12 protein-coding genes and 2 tRNA genes are annotated in these 14,514 nt (G+C 68.0%); 5 read left to right on the plus strand and 9 right to left on the minus strand.

The genetic code is table 11. The features are described from left to right. The first annotated feature begins 19 nt into the window (after nucleotides 1–19). Nucleotides 20–95, plus strand: a tRNA-Glu gene (locus tag BLS66_RS05790). 101 nt (nucleotides 96–196) lie between these two features. Here BLS66_RS05790 and BLS66_RS05795 read toward each other — a convergent pair. After that, entirely contained in the window at nucleotides 197–613 is a 417-nt protein-coding gene (locus tag BLS66_RS05795) for a GNAT family N-acetyltransferase (protein ID WP_053462922.1), read from the minus strand. A 76-nt stretch (nucleotides 614–689) separates the two neighbouring features. Here BLS66_RS05795 and BLS66_RS05800 point away from each other — a divergent pair, with 76 nt between their 5' ends. After that, entirely contained in the window at nucleotides 690–1,646 is a 957-nt protein-coding gene (locus BLS66_RS05800) for an SOS response-associated peptidase family protein (protein ID WP_053462921.1), read from the plus strand. 31 nt (nucleotides 1,647–1,677) lie between these two features. Here BLS66_RS05800 and BLS66_RS05805 read toward each other — a convergent pair whose 3' ends face one another. Beyond that, nucleotides 1,678–2,058, minus strand: coding sequence for a response regulator (locus tag BLS66_RS05805; protein WP_049471469.1), 381 nt, complete (start codon nucleotides 2,056–2,058; stop codon nucleotides 1,678–1,680). A gap of 130 nt (nucleotides 2,059–2,188) precedes the next feature. Between BLS66_RS05805 and BLS66_RS05810 the strand changes: the two genes are divergently transcribed. After that, a tRNA-Leu gene (locus BLS66_RS05810) sits at nucleotides 2,189–2,274 on the plus strand. 368 nt (nucleotides 2,275–2,642) lie between these two features. After that, a complete protein-coding gene (locus tag BLS66_RS05815) occupies nucleotides 2,643–4,085 on the plus strand; it encodes a GGDEF domain-containing protein (RefSeq protein ID WP_064238768.1) in 1,443 nt (480 codons plus the stop codon). Here BLS66_RS05815 and BLS66_RS05820 read toward each other — a convergent pair. Beyond that, nucleotides 4,082–5,905, minus strand: a complete 1,824-nt coding sequence (locus BLS66_RS05820; protein WP_074725383.1) for a methyl-accepting chemotaxis protein — start codon at nucleotides 5,903–5,905, stop codon at nucleotides 4,082–4,084. The genes BLS66_RS05815 and BLS66_RS05820 overlap by 4 nt on opposite strands. A 468-nt stretch (nucleotides 5,906–6,373) precedes the next feature. On the opposite strand from BLS66_RS05820, the gene BLS66_RS05825 reads away from it, so the two are divergent. Then, complete coding sequence (locus tag BLS66_RS05825) at nucleotides 6,374–7,474, plus strand: DUF5694 domain-containing protein (protein ID WP_074725384.1); 1,101 nt, start codon at nucleotides 6,374–6,376, stop codon at nucleotides 7,472–7,474. A gap of 86 nt (nucleotides 7,475–7,560) precedes the next feature. Here the strand turns inward: BLS66_RS05825 and BLS66_RS05835 are convergent, their stop codons facing one another. The 6 genes from BLS66_RS05835 to BLS66_RS05860 form a co-directional block, all read right to left on the minus strand. Then, entirely contained in the window at nucleotides 7,561–7,863 is a 303-nt protein-coding gene (locus BLS66_RS05835; protein ID WP_064238771.1) for a hypothetical protein, read from the minus strand. Nucleotides 7,864–7,925: 62 nt separating this feature from the next. Continuing rightward, entirely contained in the window at nucleotides 7,926–10,115 is a 2,190-nt protein-coding gene (locus BLS66_RS05840) for a PAS domain S-box protein (protein WP_049469873.1), read from the minus strand. 207 nt (nucleotides 10,116–10,322) lie between these two features. Then, complete coding sequence (locus BLS66_RS05845; protein WP_049468728.1) at nucleotides 10,323–12,710, minus strand: Tex family protein; 2,388 nt, start codon at nucleotides 12,708–12,710, stop codon at nucleotides 10,323–10,325. A gap of 207 nt (nucleotides 12,711–12,917) precedes the next feature. After that, nucleotides 12,918–13,133 carry a hypothetical protein gene (locus BLS66_RS05850; protein ID WP_005417149.1) on the minus strand — a complete coding sequence of 72 codons (216 nt, stop codon included), beginning with the start codon at nucleotides 13,131–13,133 and terminating at the stop codon, nucleotides 12,918–12,920. 721 nt (nucleotides 13,134–13,854) lie between these two features. After that, the gene (locus BLS66_RS05855) at nucleotides 13,855–14,307 is read right to left on the minus strand and encodes a hypothetical protein (protein ID WP_057494650.1); all 453 of its coding nucleotides are present in this window, start codon (nucleotides 14,305–14,307) and stop codon (nucleotides 13,855–13,857) included. Beyond that, entirely contained in the window at nucleotides 14,304–14,507 is a 204-nt protein-coding gene (locus tag BLS66_RS05860) for a PspC domain-containing protein (RefSeq protein WP_057494651.1), read from the minus strand. The genes BLS66_RS05855 and BLS66_RS05860 overlap by 4 nt, the downstream gene beginning before the upstream one ends. Nucleotides 14,508–14,514 lie beyond the last annotated feature (7 nt).

The raw sequence follows: 14,514 nt of genomic DNA on the forward strand, positions 1-14,514 counted from the left end.
CAACTTGAAGTTTTCGTGCGTCCCCATCGTCTAGAGGCCTAGGACATCACCCTTTCACGGTGGCGACCGGGGTTCGAATCCCCGTGGGGACGCCAATTCTTGAAAACCCCGACCCTGGTCGGGGTTTTTCTTTGCCTGTGATTCCTGGGAAGGCCCTATCCACGCCATGCGTGGATGGCTTCACCCCGCTCATGGCTCAGAACCGCCGGTACATCCCGATCGACGCCGGTGCCGTCGGCGCAAACCCGAACTGTGCATACAACCGATGTGCCTCGCCGTCGGCCAGCAGGCTGACATACGCCGATGGCGGCAGGTTGGCCTGCATCCAGCCATCCAGGCGCCGCATCACCTCCTTGCCCAGTCCCTGCCCCTGCAACCGCGGCAGCACCGCGATGTCGCAGACCTGCAGATGGCAGCCGCCATCTCCCACGATGCGCCCCATCGCCACCAGCTCGGACCCTTGGTACGCGCACACGCCGAACAGCGTGTTCGGCAGCGCGCGCGTTGCCGCTTCCCGGCTCTTGGCACTGAGGCCTGCAAGCACACGCAACCGGCAGTAGTCCTCGACCGTGGGCACCGCTTCGCGGAACAGGCAGGTGACGGAATCGTTCATGCGGTATCTCCTGTGGGTCGGGCTATCCTGCCGCATCCACGTCGCAACCGCTGCGACCCTCGCCCGCAGAGTCCCCATGTGCTATTCCGCCCTGATCCGCGCCGACTACGCCAAGCTGGTGCGCGAGTTCGGCGCCATCCTGTCGCTGGAAGAGTTCGCCGAACTGTATGCGCACGATCCGGGCAAGAAACGGCCCAAGACCCCGAAGGCGATGGATGACGGGTTCGCCGGGGCACGTACCGAACAGGGCCGCGACATCGTGGCGAAGATCCAGCAATGGCACGCGCAGGAGCAACAGGCACTGGAGGCCGAACTGGCCCGCCAGCGCGAGCGGCGCGACATCGCCCATGCTGCCCTGGCCACCCGTCCCACCCAGAAGGCGCGCAACGACCTGCGCGTGGCCGGCAACCGCATCGAGCGCGCGCAAGCCCGGCTGGAAGACCTGCATCGGGTACAGCTGCTGCCGCGCGACAACCGCATTTTCCCCGGCACCTACGCGCCGGTGATGGTCAGCGAGCACGGCCAGCGCGTGATCCGCCCGATGCGCTACCAATGCCGGCTCCCGGACAAGCCGGCACGCAACGACGTGCTATACCCCGGCACCTACAACGCGAGGCGTGACAGCCTGGAAGGCTACTGGCGCGGTGCGTTCGGACTGCGCCACGGGGTGGTCGTGGTGCAGGCGTTCTACGAGCACGTGCCGCGCCACGCGATGGCGGGCCGCAGCCTGGAGGCCGGCGAGAAGGAACAGGACGTGGTACTCGAATTCCGTCCCGATCCGCCCCGCGACCTGCTGCTGGCCTGCCTCTGGGCGGAGTGGGAGGGGCCGGAAGGCCACCTGCTGTCATTTGCTACGATCACCGACGCTCCTCCCAGCGATGTCGCCGCTGCCGGGCATGACCGTGGCGTGGTACCGATCCGCAGGGAACACCTGGACGCCTGGCTCAATCCCGACCCGGAAGACCTCGCGCGCCAGTACCGCATCCTGGATGACCGCGAGGAGATCCGCTACGTGTACGAAGAAGCGGGTTGAGTGCCACGCCCTGGCGGCCAGCAGTGGGGGCTCAGGCCTTGACGCTGGTGCGGCCCACTGCACGCGCCAGTGCACGTGACAGATCGGCCGACAGGTACGGCTTGACCAGCAGCAGGCCGGCCAACATCGGCGCTGGCAGCTGCTCGGCCAGCATCCCGGTGGCCAGCACGAAGGGAATGCCACGCGCCGAAAGCGCCGCGGCGACAGGCTCGCTGGTTTCGTTGCGGGCCAGCCGGTAGTCCAGCAGGGCCACGTCCGGGGCACTCTGTTCCAGCAGCCGCAGGGCTTCGGACACACTCGCTGCGAGCCCGACCACGGTCGCACCGGCATGCACCAGCTGCATCTGCAGGAGGGCCGCGCTCATCTCGTCGTTCTCGACCACCAGCACCCTCAGGTCCTGCAACACTGTCATCGGCTACCGCTCCTGGTGGCAATTGCACAGGGAGTATAGCCACCAAGGGGCCGATACCGACAGGAACCGGCCTGATAGGCCATCCCCCTAGGCATCTCCCGCCCACCTCGGTTACACTCGCACGCTGCCTGCCGGTGTGGCGGAATGGTATACGCAGCTGACTCAAAATCAGCCGGGGGTGACCCCATGAAGGTTCGAGTCCTTTCACCGGCACCACTGCATCAAAGGCCAGGTCCCCGACCTGGCCTTTTGCATGTTGCGGGCCGGGACGCCCGGCACCGACGAGGATGCCAACGCCAGCCCCACCCACGCTCGCCGCGGCCCTGCCCGCGCGGCTGCGCGCCCTGCCCCTGGAATCGACCTGCCGCATCGCCGCGGTGAACCCGTCCATGACCTCGATCCGCCTTGGCAGGGCCCGGTGCCGGGCACGCAGGCAGCCCACGCGGACAGCGCTGCGTCCCCCTGTTGCCACACAACTGCGACCTCCGACAAGGTTATAGATAGACGTAGCGCACACTTTTCTTGCCAGCCTCACGTACTTCTGCCTATCGTGATCCCAGCTGGATCTGGGGGCGGGGGAATGCATGACGTTGCGTGCGGCACTGTTTTTCATGGTCGCGCATGCGCTCGTCATTGCCCTGATCGGCCCGCAGGACCCGGTGGGCTCGTACCTGATGCTGATCACCGCGCCGCTGCTGGCCGCGCTGGCCTGCGTGCGGCGGGCTCGGGGCAGCCGCCGGGCGGCGTGCAAATGGCGGACGCTGGGCGCTGCCGTCAGCCTGTTCGCGCTCGCCCTGCTGGCCCTGCTGTATCGCAACGTGGCCGGCCTCACCCCTGCGCAGATGACCGCTTCGTCGCTGATCCTGTACGTGTTCTACCGGATTCCACTGACCTACGTCGCTGCCAGCCCGGGTGGCGGCAACCGCTGGATCCGTGCGGTGGACCTGCTGATCATCACGCTGCTGTGGTTGCTGTACTTCGTGCATGCACGCGCGATGGCGCCGTTGAACAGCGCGCTGTGGACACACTGCCTGCAGACGATGAGCAGCGTGCAGAACAGCCTGGTGTTCTGCTTCGCGCTGATCCGCTTCCTGGCCGAGGACGATGCCGATCGTCGCGACTTCTTCCGCGCGCTGTCGATCTACGCGCTGGGCTACTTCCTGCTGGCGCTCTACATCACCACCTGGCAGCCGCAGGTGCCCGACGGCGGCTGGGGAGACCTGCTGATCAGCGCACTGTTCGTATCGCTGGCGGTGATGGCTGGCAGCACACGACGCCGACCGGCGCCCGGCGTACCCCGCAACCTGCGGCGCATTGTCGACGCCGCCGGGCCGCTGATGCTGCCGTTGCTGTTGATGATGGTGGCGCTGCTGGTTGCACGCCTGCAGCCGACGCTGGCCACCGTGGGTTTCATCGGCGCGATGCTCGGCTATGCCCTGCGCAGCGTGCTGACCCAGGTCCAGATCCAGCGCGAGCGCGACGAACTGGCGTTGCTGGCCCGCCGCGATCCGCTGACCGGGCTGGGCAACCGCCGCAGCTTCGATGAATCGCTCGGCAGCGCACATGGCCGTGCGCGCCGCCATGGCATGGGACTGGCGGTGCTGATGATCGACATCGACCACTTCAAGCGGCTCAACGATACGTACGGCCACCCCGTGGGCGATCGCCGCCTGCAGGCGGTCGCGGCCATCCTCGACGCCTGCCTGCAACGCGGTGATGACCTGCTGGCCCGCTACGGCGGCGAGGAGTTCATCGCGGCGCTGCCCACGCACGGCCTGGACCACGCCATTGGCCTGGCCGAGCGCCTGCGCACCGCCGTGGAAGCCGCTGCCCTGCCCGCCGCCGAGGCCCGGGTCACCATCAGCATCGGCGTGGCCTGGCAGGCCGCGCATGACCAGGGTGACCCGCGCAGCCTGGTCGAGCGCGCGGACCAGGCCCTGTACCGGGCCAAGCATGCCGGCCGCAACTGCGTGCACGCCGCCCCGGCCGTCGAGGCCGGGGAACAACAGGTCGACCGCCGCGCCTAGACCGCGCGCAGCACCGCCGCATGCGGCTGGCCGGCAACGCCATGGACGCGGAAGCTGGCCACGGTCTGCAGCAGCTGCGCCGACTGCTCTTCCATGCTGCGCGCCGCCGCCGAGGCTTCCTCGACCAGCGCGGCGTTCTGCTGGGTGCCCTGGTCGATCAGATCGACGGCCTGGTTCATCTGCTGGATGTCGTCGCTCTGCTGCTGCGCGGCCGTGCTGATCTCGGACATCAGCTCGCTGACCCGGCGCACGTTGGTGACGATCTCGTCCATGGTGCGTCCAGCGCTTTCGACCTGCGCGGTACCGGCGCCGACGTTGGCCACCGACGCATCGATCAACTGCTTGATCTCCTTGGCCGCGCTGGCAGAGCGCTGCGACAGTTCGCGAATCTCGGTGGCGACCACGGCGAAGCCACGGCCGTGTTCCCCTGCCCGCGCTGCTTCCACCGCCGCGTTCAACGCAAGGATGTTGGTCTGGAAGGCGATACCGTCGATCACGCCGATGATGTCGACGATGCGCCGCGAGGACGCGTTGATCACCGCCATGGTCTCGACCACCTCGTGCACAACGCTGCCGCCTCGCGCGGCGACATCGGCGGCGCCACCGGCCAGCTGGCTGGCCTGGCGCGCGTTGGTCGCAGTGCGCTGGACGGTCTCGGCCAGGCCCTTCATCGACACTGCGGTCTCCTCCAGTGACGCTGCCTGCTGCTCGGTGCGCTGTGACAGGTCGCCGTTGCCCTGCGCGATCTCGGTGGCGCCGACGGCAATGGTGTCGGCGGCGAATTTGATCTGGCCGATGATCGCGCCCATCGCCTCGACCAGCGCATTCACGCCCTCGCACAACTCGGCGATCGGGCCGTTCTTGTCGGCGGTGGCCACGCGCCGGGTCAGGTCGCCCTGCTTGGCAGCCGCCACCACCTCGCGGGTCTGCGCCACGGCGCGCTGCATGGCCTGGTTCTCATGCACCTGCGCGGTGATATCGGTGGCGTACTTGACCACCTTGAACGGCTTTCCGTTGAGGTCCAGGATCGGGTTGTAGGACGCCTGGATCCAGACCTCGCGCCCGCCCTTGCCGAGCCGCCGGTATTGGCCGGCATCGTATTCGCCACGGCCGAGCTTTTCCCAGAACTGGCGATACTCGGCACTGTCGCGATGGTTGGGCTCGATGAACAGCGCGTGGTGCTGCCCGCGCACCTCGTCCAGGCGGTAACCGGTGGCGGCCAGGAAGTTGTCGTTGGCCGACAGGATGTGCCCATCCATGCTGAATTCAATCACTGCCTGCGACTTGTCGATCGCCGCCAGCTGCCCGGCCGAGTCGGCCGCCTGCAGCTTCTGCGCCGTGATGTCGGTGGCGAACTTGACCACCTTGTACGGGCGCCCCTGCCGGTCCAGCACCGGGTTGTACGAGGCCTGGATCCAGATCTCGCGCTGGCCCTTGCCGAAACGCCGGTACTGGCCCGCGTCATATTCGCCGCGGCCCAGCCGCGCCCAGAAGTCGCGGTACTCGGCGCTGCGCGCGTGCTCCGGGTCGACGAACAGGGAATGGTGCTTGCCCTGGATCTCCTCCAGCCGGTAGCCCATCGCCTGCAGGAAGTTGTCGTTGGCCTGCAGGATGGTGCCATCGAGGGCGAACTCGATGACCGCCTGGACCCGGTGCAGCGCCGCGACCTGCGCCTCGAGTTCGGAACGGGCATCGGCCGCCGCATCGACGGCGGCGCGGGGATGGGGGGCCAGCGCGCCCAGCAGGGCACGCCACGGCGACCAGCGGGTATGCAGCTCGGCCGGCGCCTGCGCGCCTGCCGTGAAGCCTGGAATGAGCATTGTCTGATCCTCGGTGTCCGGTAAGCGGTTGCGACCCGACGGGCGGGATGCCCGGCGGCAACTTCAGTTGCTTGGGACTACAGGTGCCTGCAGGCACCCCGCGAGCGGCTGGCAAGCACGCCTGCTGCGGGCGCGGCCTGCATCCGGGAGCGGCGGAACACACAGCGCGGGCCACCCGTCAGGGGCAGCCTGGGGTCCTGCAGCGGGCGACGGGAGCGGGATCCAGAGGGAGTATCGGCGACGTGATCGTTGGCTTTAGCCGGATTACGCGACGTCCGTCGCAACTTCAGATGCAACGGCAGGGATGCGATAGACAATCGCGATCTTCATCACATTCCGCTCACGCACGCGGAAAGCGGGGATGCCGTTCAAGCAAGGAAGGTTTACATGACCAACGGGAGATTCCCGGCCCACGGGGAATGGCCAGCATGCAGCGGACTGCAGGACGTCACCTGACACGGAGATCGCATGTTCCCACGCTTGGCCAGCCTCCTGATCCTGGGCCTGTGCAGCGCCGGCGCGCTTGCCGCCGACGGCACCTATCGCCCGGCCTTCCAGCCGGACCAGCTGAAAGGACCACCACCCGGCCCCCCGAACCAGGTGATGGTGCTGGGCAGCCCGCATCTCTCCGGCCTGCCGAAGACCTTCACGCGGGAGCATCTCGAGCCGCTGCTGGAGCCGCTGCTGGCGCGCCTTCAGGCATGGCAACCGACGGCCATCGCGGTGGAGAACCTGTCCGGCATGCAATGCGACTTCATGCGGCGCAACCCCGCGCGCTACGCTGACAGTGTCGAGACCTACTGCATCGACCCGGCACCGGCCCACGCCGCGACCGGCCTGGACGTTCCCAGCGCCAATGCCGAGATGGAGCGCCTGCTCGCGGATTGGCCGAAAGCCCCGACACCGGCCCAGCGCCGCCGCCTCGCGGCCGTGTTCCTCGCCGCAGGCGAGAACGGTTCGGCCGTGGTGCAATGGCTGCGCCTGCCCAGCGATGAACGTCGCGCCGCAGACAGCCTGACGCCGGAGCTGGTGCAGTTCCTCGACAGGCGCTTGGCCAGGCGCGACGAGGCCGGCATGATCGCCGGCGTCCTCGCGGCACGCCTGGGCCTGGAACGGCTGTGGTCGGTGGATGACCACACCGCCGACACGCCTGTCCCGAAGGACCGGGAGAAGGCCTATGGCGCGGCGCTCCAGGCGGCCTGGGACAACCCGGCGACCACGGCGCGGTTCGTCGCCGACGAAGCGCTGCACGCCCACCTGTCCAAGCCCGACGGCCTGCTTGCGCTCTACCGCAACTACAACGCTGCGGACACGGCGATGACCGTCTACCACAGCGACTTCGGCGCGGCCCTGGGCGAGCCGTCACCCGAGGCCTTCGGGCGCAATTACCTGGGCTATTGGGAAACACGCAACCTGCGCATGGTCGCCAACATGCGCGACGTCCTCGGCCAGCATCCGGGCACCCGCATGCTCACCATTGTCGGTGCCTCGCACAAGGGCTACTACGAGGCCTACCTCAACCAGATGCATGATGTGCAGCTGGTCAGTACGGACGCCGTATTGCGCTGACGGCCGGGGTGCCGGCGCATGGCCGGGCCGCGCCGCCCCGGACATCCACTGCGCCAGCGGGCATCTCCAGCGGCCGCTGCCGCAGATCACTGCCTTCCAGCGCGCGCCATGCCGGCGCGTGCTGATGGATGCCGCGCTGGCATCGTGCCGGAGGCGATACGCCCACGATCACAGCGGCCATGCCGCCACAGCAACAGGCAGGCCGCAAACGTGCAGGCCAGACTGAGCAGCAGCAGCGCGAACGCTCCCCGCTGCAACACGGGCAACAACGCCTGTGCGTGCTGGTCGCCGTGCAGCTGTTCGGTACGCAGGCAAGCGGCCAGCGCCAGGCACCAGCCAATCAGGGCCGGGATGAACATGCGTACCGCAGCCGGGTTCCAGGCATTCATGGGGTCACCTGCGTGAGTGGAGATGCGCGCAGTATTCGCGCGCGTCCTCTCACAGGCTGAGATCAGTCCTCGGCGGCGTCGGGATCGTCACCCGGACGTTCGGACAACTCGCCCTGCACCTGCACGTTGTTGCGCCCCATCGCCTTGGCCCGGTAGCACTGGGCATCGGCCGCAGCGACCGCCTGGTCCACGCTCATCCCGCCCGCCAGGGGCGCAATGCCGATGCTGGCTCCGACCCGCAACCGGTGCTGGTCCCAGGGAATGGACAGCGCGGCCAGGGTCTGCAGCAGCTCGCCGCCGATGCGCGCCGCACGCCGCGGCGTGCAACCGGACAGGATGACCGCGAATTCGTCACCGCCCAACCGCGCCACCACGTCCGAATCGCGCACGCCGTGGCGCAGCACGCTGGCCACCGCCCACAGCACGGCATCGCCGGCCAGGTGGCCCCAGGTGTCATTGACCGGCTTGAAGCGATCGAGATCGATGTACATCAACGAAGCCGCCTGGCCGGTGCGCTCGACGCGGGTGATCGCCTGCTGCAGGTGCACCTCGAAGCCGCGGCGGTTGCTCAGTTCGGTCAGCGGGTCGATCTCGGCCAGGTGGCGCGCTTCGCGCTGGCGCGCGCGCTGCTGGGTGTCGTCGCGCAGCACCCACACCGCGCCGCGCACGTGGCCTTCGTCATCGCGCAGCCAGGCACGGGTCAGGTCCACCGGCACCGTGGCCGTCCCCAGCCGCAGCAGCAGGTCGGCGTGCAGGTCCACCGCATTGCTCTCCGGGTCCAGCAGCACCGACACGTCCAGCACCGAGCCGGGTGCGTACTCGGTGGTCAGCGCCAGCACGTCCTGCACCTTGTGCCCGGCCAGCGACAATGCGCCATCACCGGCCAGGGTGCGCACCGCAGCCGCATTGGCGTAATCGATGCGCCCGTCCAGGCTGACGCTGATCACCAGGTCGGCAACTGCGTCCAGGGTGATGCGGCTGCGCTGTTCACTTTCGAACAGGCGCTGCTCGCTGCTGCGCTGGGCGGTGATGTCCTGGATCTGCGACACGAAATGCAGCGGCTCGCCGTGCTCGTTGCGCACCAGCGACACCGACAGACGCGCCCAGATGATGCGGCCGTCGCGGTCGAGATAGCGCTTTTCCAGGTGGTAGTGGCTGCGCCGTCCCGCCAGCAGGTCCTGCACCAGGGCCAGATCGGTCTGCAGGTCATCGGGATGGGTCAGGCGCTGGAAATCGACCTGCAGCAGTTCCTCGCGCGGATAGCCCAGGATCCTGCACAACGCGTCGTTGACGTCCAGCCAGCGCCCCTCCAGCGAGACCAGCGCCATGCCCAGCGCGGCAGAGGTGAACGCGCCGGCGAACTTCTCCGCCGACAATCGTGCCTCCGCGCGCGCCTGCAGGATCTCGGTGATGTCGATGGCCATGCCGACATAGCCGATCCGCGCGCCCCCGGCACCGTCCATGCGGCTGATCGACAGGCGCACCTGGCGGGGCTGGCCATCCTTGCGCAGCAACGTCCACTGCCGCGAATAGGTCTGTCCATCGGCACGCGCACTGAGTGCTTCGAACACATCGGGACGGTTGCCGTCGGCATCGACCAGCGGTTGCATCCAGGCCGCCAGCTCGCCCGGATCGTGGAAAGCATCGAGCCGGCGCTGGCCGACCACGTCCACCGCGCTGTAGCCCAGCAGCCGCTCCGCCCCCGTGTTGAACAGAGTGATGGTGCCATCGGTATCGGTGGCGATCACCGCCACCTCATCGGACGCATCGACCACCGCCTGCAGGCGTTGCCGGGTCTCGGCCGCGTCCTGCCGCGCCTGCTGCAGCTCGGTCACGTCGGCGTGGGCACCGGCCATCCACAACGGCCTGCCCTGCCCGTCCCACTCGAACACCCGGCCACGGTCCTGGATCCAGATCCACTGGCCGTTCTTGTGGCGCATGCGCAGCAGGCAGGCGTAGTTGTCGCTGCGCCCTTCGAAATGGTCGTCCAGCGCCGCATCCGACAGCGCGATGTCATCGGGATGGACCAGTTTCAGGAAGGTCTTCTGGCAGATCGGTTCCAGCTCTTCCAGGCGGTAGCCGACGATCTCGGCCCAGCGCGCGTTGACCCGCATCTCGCCGGTCTGCACGTTCCACTCCCAGGTTCCCGCAGCGGTACCGTCGATGATCATCGCCAGGCGGCGACGCTCTTCCGCCAGCTCATGCAGGCGGCGCTCCAGCAGTCCATTGCCGTGGGTGCCCTGGCCCGCCATCAATCCGGTCCCCTGCCGGCACAGGCAGGCGCCGACCGCAGCAGGGTGCTGCGGCCGCCGGTACAGGCGACGGGTGGTGCTGGCGTCATGGCCCTCCCCAGCGACAGCGGGGTGGCCGAACGCCCCCCTCAGGCGCAAGTGTGCGCAATCACGGGGAAAACCGACAAGTCCCCCGCCACGAGTCAAGCGTGACGGGGGGCACGATCCTCAACTGCGCTTGGCGCGGGCGAAGGCCTCGGCCAGGGCGTTGTTGGCCGGCGGAGCAGACTGGGCGGGACGACCGCCCGCCCCCTGGCCCCGGTTCGGACCGCGGTTCTGGCCGCCTGCGTCGCGGCGCGGTCCCGGCGCCTGGCCGCGTTCATCACGCTGGCCCGGACGGCTGGTGGCCTGGCCGGGGGTGTCGTCCAGGCGACGGGTCAGGGCAATGCGCTTGCGCGCCACGTCGACCTCCAGCACCTTCACTTTGACGATGTCACCGGCCTTGACCACATCGCGCGGGTCCTTCACGAACGTATCGGAGAGCGCCGAAATGTGGATCAGGCCGTCCTGGTGGACGCCGATATCGACGAAGGCACCGAAAGCAGCCACGTTGCTGACCACGCCTTCCAGCACCATGCCTTCGCGCAGGTCCTTGATGTCCTCGACCCCCTCGGCGAAACGCGCCGCCTTGAACTCCGGGCGCGGGTCGCGGCCCGGCTTCTCCAGTTCCCTGAGGATGTCACGCACGGTCGGCACGCCGAAGGTGGCATCGGTGAACTGCTCGGCCTTCAGGCCGCGCAGGAAGCTGCCATCACCGATCAGCGCCTTGATCGGGCGCGCGGTGCTGGCCACGATGCGCTCGACCACCGGGTAGGCTTCTGGATGCACCGCCGAGGCGTCCAGCGGTTCATCCCCGTCGGCAATGCGCAGGAAGCCGGCGCACTGTTCAAAGGTCTTCTCGCCCAGGCGCGCGACCTTCAGCAGTTCCTTGCGACGCTTGAACGGCCCGTTCTCGTCACGATGGCGCACGATGTTCTCGGCCACCGTGGCCGACAGCCCGGACACCCGCGACAACAGTGCAGCCGAGGCGGTATTCACGTACACGCCCACGGCATTCACGCAGTCCTCGACCCGTGCATCCAGCGCCCGCGCCAAACGGTACTGGTCCACATCGTGCTGGTACTGGCCGACACCGATCGCCTTGGGATCGATCTTCACCAGTTCGGCCAGCGGGTCCTGCAGGCGGCGGGCGATCGATACCGCGCCCCGCAGCGACACGTCCAGCCCCGGGAACTCCCTGGCCGCGAACTCGGACGCCGAGTACACCGACGCCCCGGCCTCGCTGACCACCACCTTCTGCAGCTTCGGGTTGGCGCAGGCCTTGATCGCTTCACCGGCCAGCTTGTCGGTTTCGCGGCTGGCGGTACCGTTGCCGATCGCGATCAGTTCAACGTTGTGCTTCACGCACAGCTGCTTGATCGTCTGCAGTGACTGCTCCCACTGCCGGCGCGGTTCATGCGGATAGATGGTGTCGGTGGCGACCAGCTTGCCGGTGGCATCGACCACGGCGATCTTGCAGCCGGTGCGGATGCCCGGGTCCAGGCCGAGCACGGTCTTTGGACCGGCCGGCGCGGCCAGCAGCAGATCCTTCAGGTTGTCGCCGAACACCGCAATGGCCTCGGCCTCGGCCTTCTCGCGGGCCTGGTTGAACAGGTCCAGCAGCAGGTGCGTGTGCAGCTTGGCGCGCCAGGTGAGGCGGCAGGCATCCAGCAGCCAGCGGTCGGCCGCGCGGCCCTGGTCGGCGATGCCGGCCTTGCGTGCCACCCGACCCTCGGCGTACTGGTGGCCGGCCTCGGCATCGCTGCCCGGGTCCAGTTCCAGGAACAGGATCTCTTCGCGGCGCGCGCGGAACAGTGCCAGCAAGCGGTGCGAGGGAATCTTCGCCAGCGACTCGGCATGATCGAAATAGTCGCGGTACTTGGCGCCTTCGGTCTCCTTGCCCTCGACCACGCGGGCGCGGATCACCCCGGTCTCGCCCAGCCAGGTGCGCAGTTCACCGACCAGCGCGGCATCCTCGCCCCAGCGCTCCATCAGGATCGCACGCGCGCCTTCCAGCGCGGCCTTGGTGTCGGCCACACCCTTGTCGGTATCGACGAAGGTGGCCGCGAACGTCTGCGGGTCCTGCGTCGGGTCGGCCAGCAGGCCATCGGCCAGCGGCTCCAGCCCTGCCTCGCGGGCGATCTGTGCACGGGTGCGGCGCTTGGGCTTGTACGGCAGGTACAGATCTTCCAGCCGGCTCTTGGTATCGGCCGCCAGGATGTCGTTGCGCAGTTCATCGCTGAGCTTGCCCTGTTCGCCGATGCTGGCCAGCACGGCCGCGCGGCGGTCCTCCAGCTCGCGCAGGTAGGTCAGGCGCACCTCCAGGTTGCGCAGCTGGGTGTCGTCCAGGCCGCCGGTCACTTCCTTGCGGTAGCGCGCGATGAACGGAACGCTGGCGCCCTCGTCGAGCAGGCCGACGGCGGCGCGCACCTGGGCGGACTGGGCACCGATCTCGTCGGCGATGGTCTGGGCGATCTGCTGGGCGAGCGCGCTCTGAGCGTTCTTGGCGTCGTGCATTGCTTCAGGTCTGAACCGCGTTACGGGAAGACCCCATTCTGGCAATCCACGACGGAGCCGGACAAGGCATTGACAGGGCGCGAGGTTCAGCGGCGTCGCCGGAGTGGACGCCGGCATCCTGGCAAGGAGCGGGCTCGGACTGGCCCGGGGCTGGGATGCCGGCGCGGGCGCGCGATGGTGGGCGCGCCCTGCCGCGTGTTGCGAAGGTCAGCGGTAGTGGCGGGCGGCACGCTGCATGACGATGTCGTCACGCATGCCTTCCAGGGCCATCAGGCGGACCTTGCCGACACCCTGCAGTTCCATGAACCGCTCCGTGTAGAACTCCGGCCCCAGCGCGGTGTCGGCGCGGGATTTGCTGAAGCCGTAGGGCACCACGCCCTTCTCGCCGTCCTTGCTACCACCGACATAAAGAACGATTGCCATGTGATGTATTCCTCCAAATTGCTACTGCCTACTGCACTTGACGAGCGATGCTGCGAGCTCATCGAGGAAGAGCTTACCGCGTCGAACCTGACTGGAACGTCACGAAGGCTAATGACGATCGGTTGCATGCAGATGACTGCGGGATCGCAGCAGAATGCTTACGGATCTTTAACTTCCGGCTAACGAATCCAAGAGTGTTCCCGCCAACGGCGCAGCCCCTCGTGGGTGGTTTGGTTGGTCGCGGAAAGCCGGTTTGCTGTGGGCTGGCCGGGAGGGTGGGTAGGCCGGGGACGCCGTGAACCCATCCATGGGGGCTTGGCCGCGGCATCCATGCCGCGGACACCCCGCCCTACCCACCCTCCCGGCCGCTGACAGATTCCTGGTGGCTGCCTCCACCCACGGAGAAGAAAAAAAGATCAAAAGCAAAAGCAGCCTGGCCGGCTGCTTTGTTGCTACCTGTAGAGAGGGCCATGCTCGGCTGCGAGCAAGCGCAGCGCGCGACCCGCTTCTGCTGTTCTATTTCTTCTCCGTGGCTGGACGCGCACCGAAACTGTCAGGGGCCGGGCGGGATGGGTTCGCGGGACCGTTGGCGCCATGGATGGCGCCATCGAGCCCCCATGGACGGGTTTACGGCGTGTCCCGCGAACCCATCCTGCCCGGCCCAATCGCATGAAACGCATTCCGCGACCACGCCACGAGGGGCTGCGCCGTTGGCTGGAAACTACGGCCACCAGCCGTGCCCGAACCGGGCGAAATGATCGGCCGCGCGTTCGAACGGATTGCGCGCACTCACCCCGCCGCACAACAGGTACACCGGCAGGTACAACGGCCCCAGCACCATGTACTGGTACACGTGCGCACGTTCGTGATCATCCAGCCGGATCAGCGGTTCCACGCCCCACCCCGCCTGATGCGCATAGGTGCGGCAGGAAATGCCCAGGTCATGCCCGGTGTGCAGGATCACGTTGCCCAGGGTGATCGCCCCGCCGGGACCCCAAGGCCAGCGGTCGAACACCAGCGCGCAGTCACGCGCGCTCCAGCGCAGCGTCGCGCCACCGAGCATGCCGGCCAGCCCTCCGATCAGGCCCAGCAGGGTATTGGGCGATGTCCACGCCGCGCCCAGCACCTGCAGCGCGCGCAGCCACGTCGGCCAGGGCGTTGCTCCAGTCTTCAATCGGCCTCGTTGGGAATCAGGAGCCACAGGATCAGGTAGACCAGGATGCCAGGGAAGGCGGCGGAGGCCAGCGAAACCAGGACGTAGATCACCCGCAGCAGGGTCGCATTCCAGCCGAAGCGATGGGCAATGCCGCCCATCACGCCGGCAATCATGCGGTCGTTCAATGAACGTGACAGCGTGCGCGGCGTGGTGCTCATGGCGGTT

It is taken from the genome of Stenotrophomonas pavanii, from assembly GCF_900101175.1.
In the GTDB taxonomy this organism is placed as follows: domain Bacteria; phylum Pseudomonadota; class Gammaproteobacteria; order Xanthomonadales; family Xanthomonadaceae; genus Stenotrophomonas; species Stenotrophomonas pavanii.